Genomic DNA, 26,213 nt, shown 5'->3' on the forward strand with positions numbered 1-26,213 from the left:
ATTTATATACAATGGGTTTAAAAAACTATATTTCGGTTGTAGTTGCTTTTATTTTTTTATCCTGCCAACAGGATTTAAATTCATTAACTACGCTTTATTCTTTGCCTAAAAAGTTAAAAGAAGTTTCGGGGATTACCTATTTTCCAAGGAACAATTTGCTTTGGACATTAGAAGACAGTGGGAATGCAAATTCAATTTATGGATTAAATTCCAATGGAGAAATAGTTAAAAATATAACCATTGAAAACACTGAAAATATTGATTGGGAAGATATTTCAAAAGATAAAGAAGGGAATTTATACATTGGTGATTTTGGTAACAATGACAATTTGCGTCAGGATTTGTGTATTTATAAAATTGATAAAAATTCATTAGGTAACGAAAGTACAGCCCCAGTTTACAAAATTTCATTTGCTTATCCGGAACAAAAAGATTTTCCACCCAAAAAAACTGCAATGTTCTATGATGTTGAAGGTTTTTTTGAGTTTAAAAATAATTTCTATCTGTTTACCAAAAATCGAAGCAAAGGTTTTGATGGAACTTCCTATTTGTATAAAGTACCAAATGCAGCAGGTTTTCATCAAGCAGAATTTATGGGAGTATTCAAGACATGCGGAGATTATAATCATTGTGCAATAACGAGTGCAAGCATAAGTCCGGATGAATCGAAAGTGGTTGTTTTAAGCCATGACAAAATTTGGGTTTTCGAGAATTTTACAGGAGATAATTTCCTCAAAGGAATTAAAACAGAATTGTATTTAAACCACTTTTCTCAAAAAGAAGCCATTTGCTTTAAGGATAATGAAACTTTGATTATTGCAGATGAAAGAACAAAGAAAATAGGAGGAAAGGTCTATGAGGTTTCTCTCAAAAAACTAAAATCCAAATCCTAATCCAAAAGCAATACGAGCTTCTTCATCGGCGCTTTTAAAATAAGTGATTCTAGCCGTAATCACATTCAATCCATTGAGCCATAATCCACCACCGAAAGATTGATGCCATTTATCTGAATTTTCGCCATTGACCCAAACACGACCATAATCAAAACCGCCTAAAATCCCGTAGGACATGGGAATTACACTTCGTCTTATTTTTCCTAAATTCCATCGAATATCACTACTTTGATAAAAAGACTGTTTTCCTAGGAAGCGCTCGTTTCTATATCCTCTTAAATCATAATCACCTCCTAATGTGGCACCTTGATAAAATTCGAAATTGTTGTTTAATAGTATTTTTGATTTTAGAATTGTTGCCAAAATGACTTTTCCATTAGCGTCAATTTTATGATTAAAATTAATTTTACTTTCTAATGTAGGGAAATTTCTTTGTGCATCATTTGTATTCATTTTCCAACTTCCAGCTACCGAAAATCCAAACCCCATAGTTGGAAATGAAGGAGTGTCATAATTTTCAAAACTGTATTTAACGGTAGCTCCTGCAAATTGTTGGCTACCAAAAACATCAGGATTTACAACTCCTGGAATATTTATAAAACGATTATTGGTTTCTTCGACACTGATTTTTTCAAAAGTGGTCGAAAAACTAATTTCACTTCCATATTTTCCTATTTTCTTAATAGATGGTGTTACTTTTAGTGTTCGAAGACGAACTCGATTGTAATTCATGCCAAACGTTTCATCATTGTTTATGGTCTCATTTCCAGAACCAAAATAATTAATGGTAAAATTAGGACTTGTGAATTTTGATTCTAAATCCAAATCCCATTTGCCTACAGCTTTAGGGAAAGAGCCGTTGTAAATGAGTTCATATCCATTGGTTGCAAAAAAATAATTGGCTTTAAGAACGTGTTTTTGAGTGTATGGATTCTGATTAAATTTATTTACGGTATAATTTGCAATGAAGCCTAATTTTACTCCGTCATCAGGATTATAACCACCAAAAGGCAATCCTGAAAATGCGTTGTATTTAGGTTTTTCATAATCGTAAAGATTGGTTTCATAATCGTCCGTCAAAACAGTTTTAGTTTTAGAGTCTAAAGCATAAGTGTTCTCTTTTGATTTAAAATCATATATTTTTATTTTTCTTCCGTTTTCTATTGTATAAGAATCAATGTTTTGTCCGCCAATCAATCGAATATTTATGTTCGCTTTTGCGTTGCCTTTTACTTCAAAAAAATCATCATCATCCAAGCCATAGATCCAAATGTTTTTAGTTGTACCAGCTGTAAAATTTTTGGTGTAAACCAATTCTTCTTCATTTTTTTTGATGCGATAAACGGCAATCTCAAGATTGTTTTTTGCTTTATGGGTAATTATAAATTTGTCTTTTTTATCAGTACCAACAATCAAAACTGTTTTCTGCAGCACTTTATAATATTCAGAAGCATAGCGTTGCAATTGCGTTTTCCTAACTTTCAATTTTTGTTTAATACTTTCGATAGTTTCATCTTGGATTGTTGCAGGCAAATTATTAAAAGCGTTATCAATGTCGGCGTCAGATAGATTTTCCTGAATGAATTTAGCTTGGTTAATCCAATCGTTTTCATTGGCTGTTTTTAATAAAGCAATATCTTGTGGATACGGTTCGCGATTGAACCATTTCACGTTTCGGATTGCCTCTTTAAAAGTTTGCATGTGGCGCAATGCGGGCATATTCATTAAGAGCGAAAGCAGCGCTCCGTCGTATTTAGAAAAAGCTTGATCTCTATCTCTAGGAATGGGTTTATAGACTATTTTTTCACCGTCTTTATATTCTCCCCAACGCCATTGGTCACTATGTCTATCCCAATCACCAATGAGCATATCAAATAATCTTGCTTTGATATAAGCAGTTTCATCCACAGTATATTTCTCGTCTTTGCGCAGATTTTTTAATAAATCATCCGTTCCAATAATTGCATTTGGTTTACCAAAGGTTGTCAAGTCTTTCTGATTATCAGTAGGACGCTCCTCCACCATATACAATTCATCACCAAAATCAGTATTAAAACCTTTTAAAGCCTTGTGTTTTGGGATGTAATATAATAATGGATTGGTATGGGCTAGACCAATTTTTTCTGCTAAATTCCCCACTGCAAATGGAGTATAAGGATGTGAAGTGGTGTAGAAGTCAAACAAAAAATTCTCGGCATAGGTATCTTCAAATTCGTTTACAACAAATTGGTCCTTGAACGCTACAGCTTGCAGAAAACGGGATACACTTTTCTTTAGGGCTCGCATCACATACTCTTTTCCATTTTTATCAACTAATTGTAATGATTTAGATTGGTGCCCGCCTCCGGCTCTTTTGGGTTTTAATCCACCAAAAATGGTATCAATTGTAGTGGTTTGAACCGTTATTGGAGTACTGTATTGTTTTCTATAATGTTGTCCAAAGAGAAACTTATAAAATCCATTTTTATGGGTTTGTTTTTCAGAGTAAATTGCAGCAGTGGTCATTTTGGGAAATGAAGAAGGGAATATCTGGTTGTAATTCTCTTTCGAATTTAAAACTGAATGTTCAAAAAGTAATTTTTCGGTGTTTTTTTCATTCCCATAAAATAAGACTTTTGCAGAACCATTTTCATAAATATTTAATGCAGCGAAGCCATTTCCGCCATAAGAGAAATCAGTAGGAAAAACAGCCTTTGCTGCTTCTGATTTTGATCCGGCACCGCTAATAATCTGCTTGATATTGTCCTTGTCAATATATTGTAAATTATGATCGTGTCCAGAAACTACAATAACATTATCCTGACTTTGAATTAATGTTTTTACTCTTTTTACAAAAAGGGTATATTGTTTGTTTTGAATGTCTTGTGGGCTTATTCCCGACGTTTTTCGTATCAAATTTATTAAAGAACCAACAACTGGCAACGGAATTTTTTCTTCTAATGGGAAAAGTTGTTTTTCTAATGAAAATTGTCCGCCATGAGTTCCATTACTCATCAACGGATGATGAAGTGCCAGTACCACTGTTTTGTCCTGATTTTTATTTAAGATATTTTCTAATTCGTCAAAAAAAGCTTCCCTTGTTTTGATGTTACAATCATCATTTATAGTTGGGCTTTTATCCCAATCTTCCAAAAACCATTGGCTGTCTATAGTGATTAGTGTCAGGTTTTTATTTATTTCTAAATCATCAATTCCACATCCTTTTATGGGTAAAAATGATTTTTTATCGTTGAGATAATCCGTTACAAATTTAGCTTGTCGGTCTAATCCTTTTATACCGCTGTACCAATCATGATTCCCTGGTATGAAAATGGTTTTGCCTTTGAAATTTTTAGAGAGTTTTAGTTGATTTGTTAGCTTGTTTTCAGCAATAATTCGTTCATTTGGATGGTCAGTATTGGGTAATCCTTTGGGATAAATATTATCTCCAAGAAATAAAAGAGTAGAATTATCAGTTGCTTTTTTCAATTGATTAGACAGTAAATCAAGTGTTTGCTGTGCTTTCTCTTCATTTGCATTACCCGCATCGCCTACTAAAAAAAAAGTATGCACAATTTTTGAAGTATCAGAAGCGTTTTCAGTTACAGGATTTTTTATGTTTTTACCAAATTGCGCATGATGTGTAGCACAAGATTGTAATACCAAGAATATAAGAATAAAACCGAAATTTATTTTATTCCTATTTATAAAACGATTATCCAAAAACAATTCCATAATTTAGTAGTATAATTATTTCTTATGAATCTTATAGAACAAGCCGAAGATTTTGTTGCAAAACAACTCAAAGATAAACTTTCTAATTCATATACTTACCATAATATTCATCACACTCGTGAGATGGTTGCAGCAGTTTTAAAACTTGCTGACGGTATGAGTGTAAATCCTTCTGATAAAGAGATTTTGCTTATTGCAGCATGGTTTCACGACGTTGGGTATATTAATGGTTGTGCAAATCACGAAGATTCCAGCAGTACTATTGCTACCCAATTTTTGAAAGAGAAAGGGAAGTCTGATGAGTATATTACAAAAATTGTCAATTTAATAAAAGCTACTGCAAAGGAATATGTGCCACAGACTCTTCTTGAAAAAATAATTAAGGATGCCGATTATTACCATCTTTTTAGTGATGATTATTTGTCCAGTTGTGAAGTTTTGAGAAAAGAATGGGAAAATACAGAAGATAAAACGTATTCAGATAAAGATTGGGCTACTGAAAATTGGGATTTTTTAGTAAATAAACATCAATTTTATACTGATTTTGCTTTAGAACATTGGCAACCATTAAAAGAAAAAAATATAAAAAAAATCTTTAAAAAAATTAATTCACCTGAAAATAAAAAGAAAGAAAAATTGAAAAAAGAAGATAAAAAGAAAGAAAAAGAGGAAAAACCGGAACGCGGTATTGATACTGTTTTCAGAGTTACACTTGGTAATCATACCCGATTGAGTGGTATTGCTGATAGTAAGGCCAATATTCTACTTTCTGTAAATGCAATTATTATTTCAATTGCACTTTCTACAATTATTCCAAAACTTGATAGTCCCAAAAATGCCCATTTGGTGATTCCAACCTTTATTATGGTGATTTCTAGTGTAATTACGATCATTTTTGCCATACTTTCTACACGGCCAAAAGTAACAAGAGGCGTTTTTACTAAGCAAGACATTGAAAATAAAAAAGTGAATTTACTTTTCTTTGGTAATTTCTATAAAATGCCCTTGCAAGACTATGAATGGGCCATGAATGAAATGATGAAAGACAGAGAGTATATTTATAATTCGATGATTAAAGATTTGTATTTCTTAGGAATCGTTTTAGAAAAAAAATACAGGCTATTGAGAATAGCCTATAATCTTTTTATGATTGGAATTGTTATTTCGGTTCTTGCTTTTGTTATAGCATTCAAAATGGTTGGGGCCTAATTTAGCTCATCCAGTAAATCCTGATAGGAATAATTTTCAGTAACTTGTTCCTTATTGTCATTTATTACTTTTACTCTAATGGCTCTAAGACCTGAAACTCCCTGCAATTCCTCTACTTCAAATTGCTCGATCGTTGGTTCCAATATTTTTTTGAATTGTAAAAATTTAATGTAATTCAAATATTCCGTTTCTTCCTGATTATGGGAATATACTATCGTTATTTTTTCTTTTTGGGTAATTCTTTCTTTGGTTCCCTTAATGTTAGCTTTGTCAATACGTTTTTTTACAACTTCATAGCGGGCATTGTAGGTTCCATCAACATCAAAACGTTTTTCGTCCATTCTAAATCGAATAGTGATAGGAGAACTGAATACTAAAATTAAGGAGGTTACATCGAGTTCATAAGGCAACGAAGATTTGAGTAGATGGTGTTCTAATTCCATTTCACATAAAGTTTGCAATTGCCATAATCTTAAATTATGAAGATACATACTGTCAAAAACTTTAGTTGGAGCGATTGAAGCACCTATATAAAGATTGTGTTCTACACCGTCAGTTTTGAATCTTTCATAATAATGTGGGAAAATATTTTGAGCTTCAACTTGCTTTTTATCTAAAATGGAAGCTAATTTTTTATTAATAATTGACATTGCATTATCGAATTTCTTTCTGGAATGATAAAACATTCCTGTTTTTTCATCTAGTTTTTTAAAATAATTCTCAGCCAAAATTTGGCACTCATTATCCATTTTTGAATTATTTAAAATGGGATGGATTTCAGTTTCAATATAACGTTGAATTTGTTGTTCTGTATCTGCTTTAAGAGGAGAATTTAATTCCGTAAAAAACGATTGTAATTCAAATTTTCGTTGCTCCAATAATACAAGATTCGTATTTGATTTTAGGCTTTCAAAAATTTCAAGGAGTGTTTTCAGTTGTTTTCTCAAATCTTCTTTTACAGTCTCATTTCTATGTTCAGAAGAACCTTTAATGTCGATTTGACCATACAAAGGATATACTTCCTTAAATGCAATTTCTTTGAAAATATAATCTTTATTAGGATTGTTAGTTTGAAAATATTTCTGGGCTTCTCTTCTAAATTTCCAATAAATGCTTGGGTGAATTGTAGTATATTCCCTTTGAATGATAGCTTCTATTTGGTGTTGCATATCATTTTTGTAACGCTCCAATGTATCTACTAAATAAGGTAAAATCAAATCTAGATTGTTTGCATTTACGCTGTTAAGTTCTCTAGGTTTTGCAGAAACCAATTCTATAATACCTAAAAGTTTATCATTTTTTATTACAGGAGCTAGAATACAGCTTTGAATATTTAGTCTTAAAAAATGTTCGCCTAGTTTTTCATTCCCTGGTGTTGTAGCAAATTTTTTAACGTTTGAAATTACAAAAGGTTTATTTTGTTCTAAAATGTTTTCCAAAGAGCAACCAAAAAGGGCATTTTTACAATCGGCTTCTGGCATATCGTTAAGAATAAAACTGCCTATTTTTTTGTCATCATAAGGAGGTTTTATAAATTTTTCATCTTCTTCATTATAAATGATTAAACCAATTTTTAAATCTGATATTTTGAAAATAGAACGGAAAATGGTTTCAAAATTTTGGTTGTTATCGGCTTGCTCTGTTTCTGATTTTAAAAGGTTACTTTTTAAGTTAGAAATAGCACTTTCAATAGAAGCATCAAATAATGATACTATACCAAAACCTTTTAAAATCCAACTTTCATTGGGAAATTTTTCTTTCCATAAATCAATATTATCATAATTATCCATCAATAAATCAATGTCATCTGGAGTTAATGTTATCGCTTTATCAGTAGGGATGATTTCCATAAAATCGGCATTATATAGAATTCTGTAATGTTTCATAATGCCATTTGCATCTGGTATATCGTAAAACAAAGGTTTGTTGAAATCGAAATGCTGATTATAATATGTGTTCAAAATCAAAATACAATTCATGATGTAGAATTGATTGCCATCAAAATCCCGGATTGCCATGTCAAAAGTTGCTCCGGCATTATGAAGTATTTTTTTGAATCTTTCGGTATAATTAAAAGTAAAATTTTGGAAAGGAATGGTAACCGCTTTAATTTCATTATTTGTCAAAGCTGTAGGAAATAGGTCAGCAAGCAAATATTTTATCAGTGTTTCATTATTATGAATTAAATTAAAATCCTCAATTCCAGTTCTGAATTCTGGGAAAGGTTCTATTTCTTCCAATAAAGCTTTGGCATAATTAGAGCGATAATCCACATTGGTTGATGCAATTTCCTCTAATGTTTCAATGAGTTTATGAAACGAAATCAAGGTTTTGAATGGGCTTTCTTTGAAAAAATGATAATCCATCGGATAGTTTATTTAGAATACAAAATTACAGATAAACGAAATTGGATAGACTAATTTTAGGTTCTTTTTTTTAGTAGTTTGATTGAATTTAATGTAGTGATTTTTTGGACACTAATTTTGTATCCTTAAATAGATTTACGACAATTGTGTAATAGCAATGCTATTGTACTTTAATAATTTTTTTTGGTTATTTTTTTGTCTCAATATCATTATAGACTTTATTAATAGAAGGATTAGCATCTTTTCAAGGTTTTAGTAGGTTAGTAATATATTGTAATTTAATTCTTGAAAACTTTTATTTAATGAAATTGACTTTAATAAAAAGCTACTAATTTGCAGCTTTATAAAAAAAAATGTGTAAAACGGAAACGGATACTAAAGGGCATGAACCCTTTTTTTATAAAACCCAATCAATGTTTCGTTTATTTCTTTTAGTTCTGGGGTAAGAAATGTTTTCTGACCATTTTCATCGTTAGTTAATTCAAGATGGCAAACAGTACATTTAAATTCTTTGAAATGATTTGTGACATTCCGGGTTGTAATAATTTTATGCCCAAACAATGAACACAAAATGTTTTTCTTCAGAAATTTTTCTTTGATTTCAATTGTGTTCATAATTTGGGTATTAAGATTTGGGGATTTAAACTTAATTAATAATCGTTTAAATATCAAATAAAATCGATTAAATGCATAATATGTTAATAAAAACATAAAATTTCTTACAAGTAAGATAAATAACAACTCTTTTTTGTCTTGTAAAGTCAAAAAAAATCCCCAACTACTTTAGTAATTGAGGATTGAGTATTAATTGTATTTTTCTGAAATCTATGATTTTTCTTCTTTATTGAAATAAACTAAGTAATAGTACATTTGTTTTTCTTCATCCCAACCTTTTTCTACAAATTTCTCTGCACTTTCAGGATTGATGAAATCCATTTTTATTTGGATATGCGTATCTAAATTGATTACGTTTTTGATTGATTTTCTAGCGTCAGAAACTGCGGCATTAGCAATAGGGAAAGAAGTTACATCTTCAATGCTGTATTTTTCTCCTTTGTCGATTTTATAATTCTTGAATTCTGGAATCAAATCCGGGTTGTCTAAAACTTCATTTAAGAAATTAGTCTCTTCGAACTGATCGTTTTTGGCAAAATAATTCACGGAACGATTCATGAACATCACCTCTTCTTTTTTGTCTTCGGCAGGGAAAACAACGTCTTTGGCAAAGTTCTGACAGAATTTCAAATATTTTTTAGTAATGAAATTTTCATCCTCAAAAGCATCTACTGAAAGAAAATGTTCCAGCCAATATCTTGCATCGTAACGGTTGCTGTCCACCGTTAGGATTTTATAACCTTCTTCTTTTTTATAATTAAAGATTAAGCAGCCTTTGTCTAATTTATTTAAACTTACACCTTGTTGCAAAATCATTTCTAAGTGCGTTTCTTTTTCCTCAAATTGTAAAAAGTCAGCTTGTATCTCACTTTTAAATATCCCTATGGCATCTACTACATTATTGTCTATACTAACGTTTGTTAAATACGTAACATAAACCTCTCCATTCTTGATGTGCGGATGATTGGATTGCTCAAATAAGTGTTTCGTAATTTTTTTTGAAGTTTCATGAATAGCACTTGGATTTTCAAAAATTTCCGTAGCAAATTTGAACATATCATTATAATCCAAATCGATTTCATGGGCGAATTGAAAATAGTTTTCTTCTTTTTCTCTAAAAGGTTTAAAGAAAAATTCTTTCATCAAGGGTACAATTTCATCATTTAAATTAAACGGCTGCTCTGATAAAAAAATAGCTTCGTTTCTACTTTTATTACCAACTCTATGAATTGATAAGTTCTCGATGTGGGTGTTATATAAGTTGATCATATTTTGTGTTTTATATTTTAGATGAGAGAGCCAAGATAAATGACAATTTTTAAGTCTTTCATCTTGGCTCTTGATGCTTAATCGCTTAGTTATTTAATTCCAATTCTCCTCAAAACCATAGTCTTCAAAACTATCATCTCCTTCAAACATGTCTAAATCATCTTCGTCCAGTCCATCTTCAAATTCATCATTATAGTCATCGGCATTATCGGATTCAAAGTTTTTTTCCATAGCTTCATCAGGCATTTCACCGTGAGAAAATATCGTTTCAGGATATAAATTTCCAAGAACTTGCTCTTCAATAGCAGCTAATTCTACAAGGAAAGTCCACATGTTAATGAAATCGTACACATAGATAATCTTGGTATTTTGTTTATCTAAAATATCCGATAACTGATAATCGCTCATTACTTTTTGTTCCCCTGGAATATCTCCGGTATCAAAAAGCGAAATTTCGTCTTCCTGATTCCATGTTTCATCACAAGTATAAAAAGAAGCCACTTCCATTCCGTCAAAACCAAAGGAATTAAAGATAGCATTGTGTAAATCTTCTAAAGTATCGTCTTCAAGTATTGCAATGTCTCTAAAAACATCATCTTCTGCGTCTAGAATTACTCTAAATTTATAAACCATAATCTTTGTTTTTGTTGAAAGGTCAAAGGTAAAATTTAATTTTAGATTTTAGATTTCAGATTTCAGATTTGTTGATAAGATTTTTGCGTATGATTCTATAGGAGTGTAAGCAGATGATAGTCCTAATTTCTAAAATAGTGAAGTCTTTTAGAAATTAGGATAAGCTGTTTCTAAATTTAGTGGTAATTCGTTTTCTAATGATGTGATACTTTTTATGATTTGGATAGCTTCTGTTTGCGGTCATGTTATTGAAAATTAATGCTACAACCAAAAGAATAAGCACGCCACTTAGAACCGGATACAATACATACCAATAGCCAAGACTTGTAATTTTAGGAGAACCAATTATTGCAATCAATGCAGTTGCGCCTCCAGGAGGATGCAGTGTTTTAGTTGCTTGCATCAAAACAATTGAAAACGATACGGCTAGAGGAGCGCTTATCCATAAAATATCGGGCGCAAATTTAGCTACTGTAACTCCTACAATCGCTGATACAAGATGACCTCCAATAAGATTCCTGGGTTGGGATAATGGACTTTGGATTGCGCCATAAACCAAAACACTTGAAGCACCAAAAGAGCCAATCAAAAAAACTACATCTGAATGCAGTAGTGTTTTGGATTGCATATAAGCCATTAGACCTATACCAATAAACGATCCTAAAAAAGCCCAAAAATGTTCTTTGAAATCAACTAAAGTTTCTTTGTAAAGAATGTATTTAGTTTTGCGATAATTCCTTTTTATTTTTTCAATTGGCATAAACTATTATTTTGATAAACTGGCAGAATAGGAGTATACCGTAAACGGATAAATCATTTTTGCTGTGTATTTTGAAATCAGACAAACAACTAAAATGGGAAGAAATAAAGTATAATCATTCGTTAATCCACAAACTAAGAAAATCGCTGTAAAAGGGGCGTGAATACTGGCGCTTAAAACCGCAGCCATTCCAATAACCATAAAGTTTACAGGGATTACATTAGCATTTAAATAGGTATTTAAAAGCAAAGCAACAAGTAATCCTAAAAAGGCACCAATGAAAAGGCTTGGCGCAAAAACGCCTCCGTCACCTCCTGAAGCAAGCGTTGCCGAAGTTACTATTGGTTTTAAAAGAATGATTCCAATAAATGTCAATACCAATGAAAATGATAGTGTCACCTCATTTGAATGAACAAAAATTCCTTTGATGGCATGATATCCTTCACCATAAAGTTGGGGAAAAAAGAATAAAGAAATACTCAGGATTAGCGAACCTATCAGAATTTTATAATAATGAATTTTTATTTTTGAAAATTGAGATTTAAACAATAAAACACAACGGGTGAGATAAACGGAATTGATACCAGCTAAAATCCCTAAAAGTATAAAATATGGGATTGCTCTTAGATGCCAAGTCGTAATAGTTACGGCAAACAAAGGTTTTTCATCCAATAAAAAAACAAGGCCAAAAGCTATGGCAACCGCAATCAAATTACTTATTAAAAATGCTCGGGTTACTTTTCTGGAAATGACTTCAATCGCAAAAAGGATTCCGGCAATAGGACTACTAAATAAAGCGGTTACTCCGGCAGCAACTCCAGCGCATATCAATTCAGTTTTGTATTGTCTGAATACGTTTTGTTTTCTTTGAGCTACAGAACCAATAGTAGCAGAGGCAACAACGGTAGAAACTTCAATTCCTGTAGATCCTCCAAAAATAACAGTCAATAATCCGTTGATGAAATGGGATGGAATTTTATAATTAGGTAAGTTCTTAGATTTGGAATTGGTGCTTTCAAAAATTTCTTTAATCCCTTTATTTTCTTTTTTTCTAAAAAGATATTCTCGAAGGAAATAAATGATAGATAGACCAAAAACTGGAAAAAGAATAATGAATATAGGGTTTAATGAAGTTTGATGGAAAAAGATTTCTTCATAATATTCGGTTATTTTTTTTAATGAAATTCCTAAAAATGCCGAAAGAAAACCTATTAGAACAGAAACAATAACTAATTTTTGAAATTTGATTAATTGATAATTTTTTTTAATTCGGGCAGTATTATTCATCTAAAAATTGTTTTACAAACCTTGATTCCAGATAAAATAAAAATAATTTATTTGAAAAAATAAAGTTTTTGAGAGTATTACAAAATTAAAGAAAGAATCTTAGACTGGGGTTTGAAAATCAATATAATTGCTATTTTTTATGATTTCTTTATGAATTGTGCTTTTTTGGTAGGTTAAAACGGTCTTATTTTTCATAAAATTCAATCGGAAGATTATCGGGATCAGCAATAAAAGTAAACCGTTTATTTGTTGTTGGGTCCAATCGTATCGCTTCAGATGCAATATTTTTTGAAGATAAAAAATCAATTGTTTGATCCATGTCATTTACTTCAAATGCTAAATGGCGTAGTCCAGTTGCTTCAGGTCCTGAAGTACGCTGTGGTGGATTTATAAAGGAGAAAAGTTCAATGATGTAAACACCATTTAAAGCCAAATCAAGTTTGTAGGATTCTCTTTCCTCACGGTAAATTTCCCGAATAATTGTTAAGCCCAAAACATCGGTATAGAACGTTTTAGATTTTTGATAATCAGAGCAAATAATAGCAATATGGTGTACTTTGTTGATGGAAATCATAGTTGTTTGCGTTTATTTTAAATAAGTCATTTCAGGAAGATTTGCATTTAGATCTTGCACTAAAGCATCTGTATGGAGTTTGTGAATTAAGGCTTTTGTTTTGTCTAGGTTATCAATCTTAAAAAGGAATTGGACTTCATTTTCATCATCTGCATTTTGCCAAAGGTATTCTAAATACATTCCTTGGGATGCATGAAATGCTTTGTCTTTTTCTAAAATAGCTTTGATGGTTTCTAGAGGAACATTTTTGAGTTTTGCTAGAACGTGTGGCATAATTTTAATTTATTCGTTAAGTTTCCGAATCACTTTTGCTGGATTTCCAACTGCCAATGAATTATCAGGAATGTCTTTTGTAACTACAGAACCAGCACCTATCACACAACCATTTCCTATAGTTATACCTGGGCAAATAACAGAATTTCCGCCAATCCAACAATCGTTTCCAATCGTTATCGGTAATGCATTTTCATGGGTCTTTCTCAGTTCAGCATCAAGTGGATGTGATGCGGTATATAGTTGAACGCCTGGAGCAAATAGCACATTAGAACCAATGGTCACTTTGGCACAATCTAAAACAACACAATTCACATTGAAATAAACATTTTCGCCACAACTGATATTGTATCCATAATCACAAAAAAATGGAGGTTCAATATAAAGATTGGCTCCTGCATTAGGGATTAGCTCTTTTATTATTTCTCGTGCTTTTTTTGTTACTCTATACTCGGTAACATTTAATCTGTGAAGAAGATTTTTTGATTTTCGCCTGTCTTTTACTAAAATAGTATCACCAGCCAAATAATACGCTCCATCTATCATTTTTTCTTTTTCTGTTTTCATAAAATGGAATATAGTTTAGGTAAATATAAAAGAAATTGTGGATGATTACAACTCATCCTATAATTTCAACAGTTCGGTTAATTATTATTTTATGATTTTAATTACCGAAATATATTTGCTTCATCAAAATTAAATATTATGAAGTTTATTTATACTCTTACCATTTTACTGTTCTCTCTAACGCTATTTTCACAAGCTACTCTTTCCGGGAAAGTAGTTGATGAAAAAGGAAATCCAATAGCTGGAGCCAACATTTTTATCGAAGGAACTTATGACGGTACTTCCAGTAATGAAACGGGTGATTTCACTTTTACGACTACTACAACAGGTAATCAGACTTTGGTGGTGAGTTTCTTAGTGTATGAAACTACAAAAATGGTGATCGATGTTTCAAATTTTAAAAATAAAACTATAAAACTAAGAGATAATGTCAATGCATTAGATGCTGTTATAATTACCGCAGGAAATTTAGAAGCAGGTGATAAAGCAAGAGTTTCGGTGTTGAAACCGCTAGATATTGTTACAACTGCAGGTTCGGCAGGGAATATTATTGCGGCTTTACAAACGTTACCCGGAACGCAAAATGTAGGTGAGGACGGACGATTATTTGTTCGTGGTGGCGAGGCCAATGAAACACAAACTTTTGTAGACGGTATTCGCGTAGCACAACCTTATGGAGCTTCTGCTCAAAATTTACCTACGCGCGGTCGATTTTCGCCCTTTCTTTTTAATGGAATATCTTTCTCTACAGGCGGTTATTCGGCGGAATATGGGGAAGCTTTATCCAGTGTTTTGTTATTGAATACGCAGGATGAACCCGACCAAAACAAAACCGAAATTTCGTTAATGACTGTTGGTTTAGGAGTTGGGAATACTCAAAAATGGAAAAAAAGTTCTTTGAGTGTGAATACCGCGTATATCAATTTGGCGCCATACCAAGCTGCAATCAAGCAAAATGTAGATTGGAATAGTCCTTATCAATCTTTGTCTGGAGAAACTGTATATCGCTATAATTTCAATAACGGGATTTTGAAATTATACGCTGCTTTTGATTCTTCTAAATTCGACATCAATCAGGAAAATATCAATTCGGAACAGAAGGTCAGAGTTGATTTAAATAATACTAATTTTTATTTTAATTCTTCTTATAAAGGCGGTTTTGGAAACAATTGGCAAATTACTTCAGGTTTGAGTTATGGTTATAGTAAAAACAAAATAAAATTGGATTCAGATGCTGTTGCAAATGATGAAAATGCAGCCCATTTGAAATTAAAATTAACACAACGTTTTTCTGAAAGAGTGAAATTATCTTTTGGAGCGGATTATTTTATTACCAAATTCAATGAGGATTTCAAGGAGAATTTAGGAACTACAAATACGAATGGGTATAATTCAAATATCGGAGCCGTTTACACCGAAGCAGATGTTTTTTTCTCCAAAAAGTTTGCTGCAAAAGTAGGATTGAGAGCTTCATATAATGATTTACTCAATGAAACTGCAATTTCTCCCAGAGTTTCATTGGCTTACAAAATGGCTAAAAACAGTCAGCTTTCATTAGCTTATGGAGATTTTTCACAAACGCCAAATGTGGACTACATCAAATATTCTAAGTTTCATCAGTTTGAAAGTGAGAAAGCATCACATTATATTTTGAATTATCAATACAATAAAAATGGAAAAACCTTCAGAGCTGAAGCCTATTACAAAGACTACAGTAATTTGGTAAAATACGACACGCCATCTATACAATATAATTCGGTGTTTAATAACAATGGTTCCGGTTATGCCAAAGGATTAGATTTGTTTTGGAGAGACGGGAAATCAATTAAAAATTTAGAATATTGGGTTTCGTATTCCTACATCGATACCGAGAGAGATTATAAAAATTTTAGTGCTCAAGTCACTCCAAATTTTGTTGCCGATCATAGTTTATCGGTTGTTACTAAATATTGGATAAACGATTGGAAATCGCAAATTGGATTCACAAATTCATACAGTTCAGGGCGTCCATATAACAACCCAAATGAAACGAAATTCATGAACGGAAAAACAAAATCGTATAACAGTTTGAGCTTCAACTGGGCATATTTATTGACTTCGCAAAAGATTTTATATTTCTCCGTTTCTAATATTTTAGGAAGCCAAAATGTGTATGGTTATGAGTATGCAAAAAATCCAAATACAGCCGGAGTTTATAATAGGGCAGCAATTACACCAACTGCAGATCGGTTTTTCTTTCTGGGATTCTTTTGGACTATAAGCAATGATAAAAAAGAGAATCAATTGAAGAATTTGTAAAAACGTTGCATTCAACGTCTCTACAATTCATCCATTAAAATCAACAGTTCAGTAAGTATAAATTTAAAAAAAGGTACAACCAATGTAAATTTGGTAAACAATTAATCAACAACTAAAAATTAAATATCATGACAAAAGTTATCACCGCAATCGCATTATTTGTATGTAGTTTATTATCAGCTCAGGGACAATTTGAGCAAGGAATGGGAAAAGCATTCGGACTTTGGAAAGAAGGAAAGAACACAGAAGCTTCTGATTTATTCGAAAGAATTGCAGGAGCAGAAAAAACAAGTTGGTTACCTAATTATTATGTTGCATTAGTAAATACAACCACTGCTTTTGGAACACAGGATAAAGACAAAATGAATTTGTTACTTACCAAAGCTCAAAATGCATTGGACACTGAAATGGGTAAAAATCCAAATAATGCAGAATTATTAGTGATGCAAGCCATGATTAATACTGCTTGGATTGTTTTTGACCCAATGACAAACGGAATGAAATTATCTGGCAAAACAATGGAATTGTATGCCAAAGCGGAAGCAATTGCACCAGAAAATCCAAGAGTAGTTTTTGGCAAAGCAGAGTTTCAAATAGGAGGGGCAAAATGGACCGGAGTTGACACTAAACCTTTATGCGCACAAATTGAAAAATCAATCGGACTTTTTGCTACTTTTAAACCGGAAACTCCTTTTTCTCCAAAATGGGGATTGGATAGAGCAACTGAAGCATTGAAAAACTGTAAATAAAATTTACTAGAAAAAATATAAACTGAAAATGGAAAATCAAAGGATACATACCTACACAGAATTTAAAAAAGGAACAATTGTTTCTCTTAAAATTGCTCTGATTTTCACATTTGTATTTTCTTTAATTCAAGGTAGTTTTGATTTAGAAACAATACTGACCACGTTTTGGGTAAGTTCATTGTATTCTTTTGGAATTGGTTTTGGGAATGGTGTAATCAACTCCCTTCTGAATAAGAAATGGGATTGGCTGGAACACACTAATTTAAGAGTGTATTTTGGAATAATAGCTACAGTGTTGTATACGGTTCCCGTTGTTTTAATAATTGATTATATCACTTTCGTGGTTTTTCAAAAAATGAACCCTTCTGAGTTTTTTAATGACAGAATGATTTGGGTCCACTTATTTTATATCATACTTTCTTTAGGTGTTTCGACCTTCATGCATGCTCGAAGTTTCATGGCGAATTGGAAACAAGCATCAAGAAAAGAAGTAACGGAACAAAAAATAATTGCAGGTACCGCTTCGGCAAAGTTCGAAAGTTTAAAAAATCAAATTGATCCCCATTTTCTTTTTAATAGTTTGAATGTTTTAAGTTCTTTAATTGAAGAAAATCCAGATAATGCCCAACGGTTTACGACTTCATTATCAAAAATTTATCGGTATGTATTGGAACAAAAAGACAAAGAGTTAGTTTCGGTTGAAGAAGAATTGGCTTTCGCCAAAACCTATATGAACCTGCTCAAAATGCGTTTTGAAAACAGTTTGTTTTATGAATTACCAGCAACAAATAGTAATCCGGAAGCCAAAGTTGTTCCACTTTCTTTACAGCTTTTATTGGAGAATACCGTAAAGCACAATGTAGTTAGTGAACAAAGACCTTTGCACATTCGCATTACAATTGAAGGCGATTACCTTGCTATTCAAAATGATTATCAAAAGAAGGAAGTTTTGCAGGATCGTCAGGGTGTAGGATTACAAAATATCATCAATCGCTATGGAATTATTACTAATAGAAAAGTATTGATTGAGCAAAATGAAAAAACTTTTACGGTCAAAATACCCATTTTAACCAAACAAATTTCAGTTATGGAAACGAGTACTAATTATAGCGAAAATAGCGCGTATTACAGAGCTAAAAAACGGGTTGAAGAACTCAAAGGCTTTTATGGGAACCTGATTTCTTATTGTTGTGTCATTCCGCTTTTGATATTTATTAATCTTACGTATTCTCCTCAATTTCAATGGTTTTGGTTTTCGGCTGCAGGTTGGGGTTTTGGATTAATTATGCATGCTTTAAAGGTTTTTGGTTACAGTTCTAACTGGGAAGAACGAAAAATCAAGGAGATTTTGCAAAGAGAAGACAGTAGAAAATCTTGGAAATAGTTTTGAGTTTAAATTTTAAACTTGAAAAAAAATATTAGAAAAATAGTATGGAAAATAAATATGAAAATGAAGAGCGTTACTACAGAGCAAAAAAGCAAGTAGAAGAAATAAAAGGTTTTTATGGCAACTTGATTTCCTACATTATAGTAAACATAGGATTAGTGATTCTGAATTTAAAAACATCACCCGATCATTTATGGTTTTATTGGCCGTTGTTGTGGTGGGGAATTGGCGTTGTTTTTCATGGTCTCAAGGTTTTTAAATACATGCCTTTTATAACAAAAGACTGGGAAGAGAAAAAGATTAAGGAGTTTATGGAAAAAGAAAACAAGGAAACTTGGGAATAATTTAATATTTATAGAGATGGGAAGATTTAGAGATAGAAGGCTAAATGATTATAATACTGAAGCATATAATCCTGACGAACGCTACAATTTAGCTTACAAAAGAGTAAAAAGAATCAAAGGTTTTTATGTTCATCTATTGGTTTATATAGGTGTAAATGTATTCCTTATTATTGGGAGTAACAACGAGAGTATATCTAGTAATCATCTTTTTTGGAGTTGGGAGACTTTTTCAACGGCATTGTTTTGGGGAATTGGATTGATTGCTCATGGATTGTCTGTTTTTGGAAGAAATATATTTTTTGGTGCAAACTGGGAAGAGAAAAAAATTCAAGAATTAATGGAAAAAGAAAAAAGCGAAAAATGGGAGTAAAAACTGCTCCCGAAGCTTCGGGAGCAGTTTTTAGTAATAATTTTTTAGATTTTTAAATCTTAAACAAGAACTCAACCTTGAAAAAATATTTACCAGTCATAACGATTTTAGCGCTTATTAAGCTTACTATTCATTTGATAGGAAACCAAAATTATGGATTTCATCGGGATGAATTATTACACTTATCAGTAAGTGAGCATTTAGATTGGGGTTATTTCGAATTTCCGCCTTTCATTGCCTTTGTTGGTAAAATAGCCCATTTCATGTTTGGATATTCACTATCTGGGGTTCGTTTTTTTTCTACGTTAGCAGGAGTTGGGATTCTTATAATTTGTTGTTTGATTGCTAAAGAATTAGGAGGGAAGATAAAAGCAATTTTGTTAGCAGGAGTTTCAGTACTGGCTTTCGTCCCTTTTTATCGGAATCATATGTTATTCCAACCGGTAGCTTTCGATCAGTTATTTTGGACACTTGGATTTTATTTTTTGGTCAAATATTTCAACACTGGAAATGTAAAATTCCTTGTTTTTCTTGGTGTTTCGTCGGGTTTTGGTTTAATGAATAAGTACACTGCATTCGTTTGGGGATTAGGAGTTGTAGCGGGTTTGTTATTTTATGAAAAAGGAAAAATATTCAAGAATAAATGGTTCTATCTTTCAGGATTAGTAACTTTTTTAATTGTTTTACCAAATTTGATTTGGCAATTGAACCATCATTTTCCAGTAGTATTGCATTTGCAAAAGTTGAAAGAAAGCCAGTTGGATGAGAATGGTCCTTTTGATTTTGCAATAGAACAGTTGAAGCATCCTTTTACTTTAATGATAAGCTTAATTGGGCTTTTTGCTTACTTTTTTGACAAAGATTTAAAAAAGTATAAAACGTTTGGAATTGCCGCTTTGGTGATCTTTGGCACCATGTGGATCATGCAATCTAAAGCCTATTATTTCTTTGCGATTTACCCTATATTATTTGCGGCTGGAGCTGTTAAAATTGAAAAATTGCTGGAAAAGAAACCAAAATGGAATTACGTAGTTGCTTCTGTTCTATTTCTTCCAATAATTCCTTTTTTGCCTCAGGCAATTGCCATTCTTCCAATTGAAACCTATGTTAATTACTCTGATTTAGAGTTACAAAAAAACGGACGCATTAAACTCACAGATGATTATGCCGATATGTTTGGTTGGGAAGAACAAGTGAAATTAGTAGATAGCGTATACCAATCATTACCGGCTAAAGACAAACATAACTGTGTTATTTTAGCTAAAAATTATGGAGAAGCCGGAGCAATAGAAATCCTTGGGAAAAAGTATCGATTGCCTAATCCAATTTGTAGTAATGGCAGTTTTTGGCTTTGGGGAACCGGAACTACAAATGGGCAAGTTTGTATCAGTATTGGTAATGAAAAGGATGTTGTCGAGCGAGTTTTTAAAGATTGTAAATTGCTGAAAATTATAAAACATAAATATGCTATCGAAGAAGAAAATAATATCCCAATATATCTTTGTCGAAATCCAAAAATAAATATTCAACAAAAATGGAAATCATTAGAAAAACAGGTGTTTGATTAGTAAACAGCAAAATAAAACGATTCCTTTTTTTGAAACCTTAAACTTAAATAATGACTACAATAATAATAGAAGACGAAAAACCAGCTGCCAGATTACTGCAAAGAAAACTCGAAAAACTAAATATTCAAGTAGGAGTGATGTTGCATTCAGTAGAGGAATCTATTGATTGGTTTTCTAAAAATGAGCACCCGGATTTGATCTTTTTGGACATCCAATTGTCGGATGGATTGTCTTTTGAAATCTTTGAAAAAGTAGCCATCAAAAGTGCGATAATTTTCACAACGGCTTATGATGAATATGCATTGCGCGCCTTCAAGTTAAATAGTATTGATTATCTTTTAAAACCCATCGATGAAGATGATTTGGAAGTGGCAGTTTCTAAATTTAAAACTCGCTTACCAAAACAAGAAATGGTACAATTGGATTTTGAGCAAATCAAAAAAATGCTAACCAATCCATTTGAAAAAAATTACAAAAAACGTTTTACGGTAAAAATTGGACAACATTTGAAAGTATTCGTTATTGATGAAGTCGAATGTTTTTTTAGTGAAAATAAAGGAACGTACATCCATACATTCGACAATAGAAATTACTTAATTGAAAATACATTGGAGTTTTTAGAACAAGAATTAGATCCTCTGGATTTCTTTCGAATCAATAGAAAATTCATTATTCCGCTTAAAGCAATTAAAGAAATCGTGTTGTACAGTAACTCTCGTTTGAAGGTTATTTTGCCTTCTTATAATGCCGATGAGGTAATTGTAAGCAGAGAAAAAGTTTCCGAATTTAAAACTTGGATTGGGTAATTAAAGCATAAAAAAAACTGTTTCAAAAACGGCAAACAAAATCCATAAATGAAAAATATTTAACGAGGCTTTTGAAACAGTTTTAGTGATTTTTAAATCTTAAGATTATTCAAATAAGGATCTGATTTCTTTCTCAGTTTTGCCTAATTTTTGTTGCAATTTTCCCCAAGTCTCATCTTCTTTTCCTTCTTCAAACAACAAATCGTCGTCTGTCAATTCTGCAAATTTTTGCTTAAGATTTCCTTTTAGTTCATTCCAGTTTCCTTTAATCTCTTTTGAATTCGGCATAATGTATAGTTTTAAATTGCTATTATTTCTTTTACAAATCTGGTGATTGAAAGAGGGAAAACTATTACAGAATTAAGACGGTTTGTTGTTTAATTTTTGGTAAATTGTTCAGGAGCTTGAATACTGTTTTAAGTATTTGAATAATAAAATTATTTAAATTAAAGAGTAAAGTAATTGTCTTTAAGTTAATGGTGTTGAATGAAATAAAATTTACATATAGATTATATCTATGGTGGTTTTATGCCTTGAAAACTGTTTTTCTAATTCCGATTAATGCGAAAATAAACAATGAGTAAACAATAAAAAAGGGAATGATGTATTCGATTAAATTTAAGGGTAACATAACTGCAATAATCAACAATTGAAACCCTAATCCGTAAATTGAAAGTAACGTCATAAACCAATGTGGAAATGTTTTTACCTTGTACGCCTCTTTGTCAAGTGTGTGAATTATTTTGTCAAAAGTGCCGTAAACAATCGTGTAAATTTGGAACAGGATATCAACTGATTTTTGGCTTTCTCCAGGTAAAGCTCTGGGTGATTTGTATTCGAAAATTTTACTGGTTGAGTCTCCTCCAACAGATTTATTTCTTAAAATTACATAGTAATAATTGTATAAAGTTCCTTGTAATTGTATGCCGATAAATGCTAAAATAGTAAACCAAATTGTAGTTTTTGAAACATAACAAATGGTCATAAAAAGCAAGAAGTTTAAGATGATATCAAAAACACTATCAAGGTATCTTCCAGTGTAAGAAGGCGTGTTTTTTATCCTTGCCAGTTCTCCATCGGCAGCATCAATTCCTGATTTTAGAATGATGAAAAAACTGGCTAAAAAGTAATGATTTTGTAAAATGCAGTAAATTGCTATAAGACCTGAAAGTCCAAAAAGCAGCGTAACATGAATGGGCGTAAATCGGGTATTCTTTAATTGATGGGCTAAAAATTTTCCGAATGGTCTTCCGTAATCGGATAAATCTAAAAATTTATCTTGAGCAGCAAGTTTAGACATTTAAGTTTATGAACAAAGAAATGCGACAATATAGTCAGGTATAAATAGTGGAGAAATTATTTTGATAATCGATGTAACGTAAAAGTCATTGCCGTCAATAAGAAAAATGCACTAACTTGGTGTAAGAGTCCTAACCACAAAGGAACACCATATAATAGCGTTAGAACACCTAAACCAAACTGAACAAAAACCAATAATAAAAGCAATTTAATTCCTTTGGTTTGTGCTTTGTCTAAAGTAAAATTAATACTTTTGAAGTACAATAAAACAATCATGCCTACTACAAAATAAGCTAATGTTCTATGTACAAATTGAACCCCGCTTTTACCTTCTGTGAAACTCAAAAATAGGTTTTTTTGTTCCAGAAAAACACTGTCATGGATAAACTGTCCATCACTCATTAAAGGCCAGTGATTGTGAATTAAACCGGCATTTAAACCCGCAACAAAGCCACCATATATAATTTGCAATAATAAAAAAGCCAGAGCTACACGGGCAATAGTTCGTAATGATTTTTCAATTTCTTTCTTTTCAGGATATAGTAAATCCAAAGCAACCCAAAGCGTATAAGCAAATGTGATAAAAGCAAAAGTTAAATGCAATGAAAGTCTAAAATGACTTACGTCCGGATTGTTTACCAGACCGCTTTTTACCATAAACCAACCCAAAAATCCTTGAAAACCTCCCATTCCTAAAAGAATGTAACATTTTTTTAAGGTATCGCGATCAATTTTTTTCTTAATTAAAAAATAAACAAAAGGGATGATGAAAACAAAACCAAGAATTCGTCCAATAAAACGGTGAAACCATTCCCAGAAATAGATAAACTTATAATCCGAAAGAGTAAAATCGTTATGGATATTGATTTTTTGATATTCTGGAAATTGTTTGTATTTTTCAAAAGCTTCCTGCCATTTTACTTCCGAAAGCGGAGGTAAAGTATCGGTAACTAAATGCCAGTCAGTCATGGAAAGTCCTGAATTAGTCAAACGTGTAATTCCGCCTACAACAACCATTAAAAATATTAAAAAGCATCCTGAAAGCAACCAAATTATAACTGATTTATTTTCCTTTTTCATTTTTGAAACTAATTTTTGCAAAGATATTTTAAAAACAATTAATCCTTAATTCAACAAGCGTTAATCTTTAATCCAATTTTTTCGGCCCTTTTTAACATAAATCCATAAGCAGCTTGATATTCGTTTGGGATTTCTCCTTCTAATATGGCTTCTTTGATAGCTTCTTTGAGCATTCCAATTTCTTTGGATGGTTTTAAATTGAAGATTTCCATGATCTCTTCTCCTGATATCGGAGGTTGAAAATTACGTACATGATCGCGTTCTTCTACTTCCACAATTTTCTTTCGAACAATTTCAAAATTATTGTGGTATTTCTTGAATTTGCCAGGGTTTTTGGTAGTGATATCCGCTTCACACAATGTCATTAGATTCTCTACATCTTCACCCGCATCAAAAACCAAACGACGTACAGCAGAATCTGTAACGGTATCTTGTGATAAAACAATCGGCCGCGAACTCATCATTACCATTTTTTGTACGAACTTCATTTTTTGGTTCAAAGGCATATGCAAACGTTCAAAGATTTTCTTTGCCATTTTTCCGCCTAAAAACTCATGACCATGAAACGTCCACCCTTGTTTTTTATTGAAACGTTTAGTTGGTGCCTTGCCAATATCATGCAATAATGCAGCCCAACGCAACCATACATCATCTGTATGTGGACAAATGTTGTCAACTACCTCTAAGGTGTGATAGAAATTATTTTTGTGTGTATGACCTTCAATTTCTTCTACTTGATTCAAGGCAGTCAATTCCGGAAGAATAATATCCAAAAGTCCTGTTTTGAACAATAGCAAAAATCCAATGGAAGGTTTGTCTGTCGAAAGTATTTTATTCAATTCGTCAACAATGCGCTCTCCGGATATAATTTTAATACGCTCCGCATTTTTTGTAATAGAGTTCAAAGAATGTTCTTCTATTTCAAAACCCAATTGGTTTGCAAAACGAATTCCTCTCAACATCCTCAAAGGATCATCAGAAAAAGTAATATCTGGATCCAAAGGCGTTTTGATTATTTTGTTTTTTAAATCTTCAAGTCCATTAAATGGGTCGGATAATTCGCCAAAGTTTGAAGTGTTTAATGATAAGGCCAAAGCGTTTATCGTAAAATCACGACGGTTTTGATCGTCTTCAAGCGTCCCGTTCTCTACAACAGGATTGCGACTGTCTAGATTATAGGATTCTTTTCGGGCGCCAACAAATTCGATTTCGGTATCTTCAAAACGCAACATCGCTGTTCCATATGTTTTAAAAACCTGAACTTTTGGTTTTTTAGGGAGTAATTGAGATACTTTCAAAGCCAATTCTATCCCGCTACCAACTGCAACAATATCAATGTCTTTTTTGAAATCTCTATTCAAAAGCAAATCTCTCACAAAACCACCAATTACATAACTATCTATGTTAAGTTCTTGGGAAGCTTGAGAAATGACTTCGAAAATTTTATTATTTAAGGCTTCTTTATAGGAAGTTTTGATGCTCATTTTAAAAATGTTTAAAGTCTATAGTCCAAAGTTGCTAAACTGAATACTGAAAACTGAATACTACAAACTATTTACGTATCACTTTTACCTGTGAATCATTCGTAAGTTTAATTATTGTTGACGGTTTTCCGCCAATTTTTTCACGGCTCAAATTTACAACATAGTCAACACCTTTTATAATTTCCGGACTAATATCTTTAAAGGCTATTGGAGTGGGTTTTCCGGAGATATTTGCGGATGTAGAAACCAATGGTTTTTTCATCTTTTCCAATAATTTAAAACAGAACGGTTCTTTTACGATTCGAATTCCTAAAGTGTTATCTGAAGCAATTATATTAGGGGCCACATTTCTTGGTTTGTCCAGAATTAATGTAGTTGGGTTTTCAGATAAATCAATGATTTGCCACGCCACTTCGGGAATGTCTTTAAAAACATTGTACATCATTTTTTCGCCATTCATCAAAACAATCATGCTTTGGGTTTCGGCTCTTTGTTTCAGCATATATATTTTGGCGACAGCTTCAGGATTTGTGGCATCACAACCAATTCCCCAAACCGTGTCAGTAGGATAGAGGATTATTCCACCTTCTTTTATTACTTCGTAGGCTTTGTGTACTTCTTCGTTGATGTTTTCCATATTTTTATGTTTGAGAGCTTACTAAGTATTT

The 26,213-nt window shown here is 32.0% G+C and carries 24 protein-coding genes; 9 read left to right on the top strand and 15 right to left on the bottom strand.

Going from position 1 to position 26,213, the window contains the following annotated elements; genetic code table 11:
- Positions 1 to 11 precede the first annotated feature (11 nt).
- Complete coding sequence (locus OA85_RS09825; protein ID WP_039109583.1) at positions 12 to 893, top strand: SdiA-regulated domain-containing protein; 882 nt, start codon at positions 12 to 14, stop codon at positions 891 to 893.
- Here OA85_RS09825 and OA85_RS09830 read toward each other — a convergent pair.
- Positions 876 to 4,607 (bottom strand): metallophosphoesterase, encoded by a 3,732-nt coding sequence (locus OA85_RS09830; RefSeq protein WP_039109584.1) that lies wholly within the window; start codon positions 4,605 to 4,607, stop codon positions 876 to 878. The two genes, OA85_RS09825 and OA85_RS09830, sit on opposite strands and share 18 nt — an antisense overlap.
- 24 nt (positions 4,608 to 4,631) lie before the next feature.
- Here OA85_RS09830 and OA85_RS09835 point away from each other — a divergent pair, with 24 nt between their 5' ends.
- Positions 4,632 to 5,816 carry a Pycsar system effector family protein gene (locus OA85_RS09835; protein ID WP_039109585.1) on the top strand — a complete coding sequence of 395 codons (1,185 nt, stop codon included), beginning with the start codon at positions 4,632 to 4,634 and terminating at the stop codon, positions 5,814 to 5,816.
- Here OA85_RS09835 and OA85_RS09840 read toward each other — a convergent pair.
- From OA85_RS09840 to OA85_RS09880, 9 genes are all read right to left on the bottom strand, one after another.
- On the bottom strand, positions 5,813 to 8,182 hold the full coding sequence (locus OA85_RS09840; protein ID WP_039109587.1) for a GAF domain-containing protein: 2,370 nt from the start codon (positions 8,180 to 8,182) through the stop codon (positions 5,813 to 5,815). The genes OA85_RS09835 and OA85_RS09840 overlap by 4 nt on opposite strands.
- A gap of 375 nt (positions 8,183 to 8,557) precedes the next feature.
- Complete coding sequence (locus OA85_RS09845) at positions 8,558 to 8,797, bottom strand: hypothetical protein (protein ID WP_052257203.1); 240 nt, start codon at positions 8,795 to 8,797, stop codon at positions 8,558 to 8,560.
- A 210-nt stretch (positions 8,798 to 9,007) separates the two neighbouring features.
- Positions 9,008 to 10,066 (bottom strand): nucleoid-associated protein, encoded by a 1,059-nt coding sequence (locus OA85_RS09850; RefSeq protein WP_039109588.1) that lies wholly within the window; start codon positions 10,064 to 10,066, stop codon positions 9,008 to 9,010.
- Between the two features lie 93 nt (positions 10,067 to 10,159).
- Positions 10,160 to 10,699: a hypothetical protein gene (locus OA85_RS09855; RefSeq protein WP_039109589.1), complete on the bottom strand. Its 540-nt coding sequence runs from the start codon at positions 10,697 to 10,699 to the stop codon at positions 10,160 to 10,162.
- A 154-nt stretch (positions 10,700 to 10,853) separates the two neighbouring features.
- On the bottom strand, positions 10,854 to 11,459 hold the full coding sequence (locus OA85_RS09860) for an HPP family protein (RefSeq protein ID WP_039109591.1): 606 nt from the start codon (positions 11,457 to 11,459) through the stop codon (positions 10,854 to 10,856).
- Positions 11,460 to 11,465: 6 nt separating this feature from the next.
- The gene (locus tag OA85_RS09865; protein ID WP_052257204.1) at positions 11,466 to 12,746 is read right to left on the bottom strand and encodes a chloride channel protein; all 1,281 of its coding nucleotides are present in this window, start codon (positions 12,744 to 12,746) and stop codon (positions 11,466 to 11,468) included.
- Between the two features lie 184 nt (positions 12,747 to 12,930).
- Complete coding sequence (locus OA85_RS09870; RefSeq protein ID WP_039109592.1) at positions 12,931 to 13,320, bottom strand: VOC family protein; 390 nt, start codon at positions 13,318 to 13,320, stop codon at positions 12,931 to 12,933.
- 12 nt (positions 13,321 to 13,332) lie between these two features.
- Complete coding sequence (locus OA85_RS09875; RefSeq protein WP_039109593.1) at positions 13,333 to 13,593, bottom strand: hypothetical protein; 261 nt, start codon at positions 13,591 to 13,593, stop codon at positions 13,333 to 13,335.
- 9 nt (positions 13,594 to 13,602) lie between these two features.
- Positions 13,603 to 14,160 carry a sugar O-acetyltransferase gene (locus OA85_RS09880; protein WP_039109594.1) on the bottom strand — a complete coding sequence of 186 codons (558 nt, stop codon included), beginning with the start codon at positions 14,158 to 14,160 and terminating at the stop codon, positions 13,603 to 13,605.
- A gap of 138 nt (positions 14,161 to 14,298) precedes the next feature.
- On the opposite strand from OA85_RS09880, the gene OA85_RS09885 reads away from it, so the two are divergent.
- The 7 genes from OA85_RS09885 (at position 14,299) to OA85_RS09915 (ending at position 21,682) form a co-directional block, all read left to right on the top strand.
- A complete protein-coding gene (locus OA85_RS09885) occupies positions 14,299 to 16,458 on the top strand; it encodes a TonB-dependent receptor domain-containing protein (protein ID WP_039109595.1) in 2,160 nt (719 codons plus the stop codon).
- Between the two features lie 128 nt (positions 16,459 to 16,586).
- Positions 16,587 to 17,207: a hypothetical protein gene (locus OA85_RS09890; RefSeq protein WP_039109596.1), complete on the top strand. Its 621-nt coding sequence runs from the start codon at positions 16,587 to 16,589 to the stop codon at positions 17,205 to 17,207.
- Positions 17,208 to 17,235: 28 nt separating this feature from the next.
- Entirely contained in the window at positions 17,236 to 18,591 is a 1,356-nt protein-coding gene (locus tag OA85_RS09895; protein WP_039109597.1) for a histidine kinase, read from the top strand.
- Positions 18,592 to 18,638: 47 nt separating this feature from the next.
- The gene (locus OA85_RS09900; RefSeq protein ID WP_039109598.1) at positions 18,639 to 18,938 is read left to right on the top strand and encodes a 2TM domain-containing protein; all 300 of its coding nucleotides are present in this window, start codon (positions 18,639 to 18,641) and stop codon (positions 18,936 to 18,938) included.
- 16 nt (positions 18,939 to 18,954) lie between these two features.
- A complete protein-coding gene (locus tag OA85_RS09905; RefSeq protein ID WP_039109600.1) occupies positions 18,955 to 19,308 on the top strand; it encodes a 2TM domain-containing protein in 354 nt (117 codons plus the stop codon).
- Positions 19,309 to 19,385: 77 nt separating this feature from the next.
- Complete coding sequence (locus OA85_RS09910; RefSeq protein ID WP_039109601.1) at positions 19,386 to 20,876, top strand: glycosyltransferase family 39 protein; 1,491 nt, start codon at positions 19,386 to 19,388, stop codon at positions 20,874 to 20,876.
- 50 nt (positions 20,877 to 20,926) lie between these two features.
- Positions 20,927 to 21,682 carry a LytTR family DNA-binding domain-containing protein gene (locus OA85_RS09915; protein ID WP_039109602.1) on the top strand — a complete coding sequence of 252 codons (756 nt, stop codon included), beginning with the start codon at positions 20,927 to 20,929 and terminating at the stop codon, positions 21,680 to 21,682.
- A 105-nt stretch (positions 21,683 to 21,787) separates the two neighbouring features.
- Here OA85_RS09915 and OA85_RS09920 read toward each other — a convergent pair whose 3' ends face one another.
- The 5 genes from OA85_RS09920 to OA85_RS09940 form a co-directional block, all read right to left on the bottom strand.
- Positions 21,788 to 21,970: a CsbD family protein gene (locus tag OA85_RS09920; RefSeq protein WP_039109603.1), complete on the bottom strand. Its 183-nt coding sequence runs from the start codon at positions 21,968 to 21,970 to the stop codon at positions 21,788 to 21,790.
- 238 nt (positions 21,971 to 22,208) lie between these two features.
- Positions 22,209 to 22,982, bottom strand: coding sequence for a CDP-alcohol phosphatidyltransferase family protein (locus OA85_RS09925; RefSeq protein WP_039109604.1), 774 nt, complete (start codon positions 22,980 to 22,982; stop codon positions 22,209 to 22,211).
- 56 nt (positions 22,983 to 23,038) lie between these two features.
- The gene (locus OA85_RS09930) at positions 23,039 to 24,061 is read right to left on the bottom strand and encodes a COX15/CtaA family protein (protein ID WP_039109605.1); all 1,023 of its coding nucleotides are present in this window, start codon (positions 24,059 to 24,061) and stop codon (positions 23,039 to 23,041) included.
- A 50-nt stretch (positions 24,062 to 24,111) separates the two neighbouring features.
- On the bottom strand, positions 24,112 to 25,545 hold the full coding sequence (locus OA85_RS09935) for a CCA tRNA nucleotidyltransferase (RefSeq protein WP_039109606.1): 1,434 nt from the start codon (positions 25,543 to 25,545) through the stop codon (positions 24,112 to 24,114).
- 67 nt (positions 25,546 to 25,612) lie between these two features.
- Entirely contained in the window at positions 25,613 to 26,182 is a 570-nt protein-coding gene (locus tag OA85_RS09940; RefSeq protein ID WP_039109608.1) for an L-threonylcarbamoyladenylate synthase, read from the bottom strand.
- Between the last annotated feature and the right edge of the window lie 31 nt (positions 26,183 to 26,213).

Origin of the sequence: Flavobacterium sp. AED (assembly GCF_000812945.1) — a bacterium.
Lineage (GTDB): Bacteria > Bacteroidota > Bacteroidia > Flavobacteriales > Flavobacteriaceae > Flavobacterium.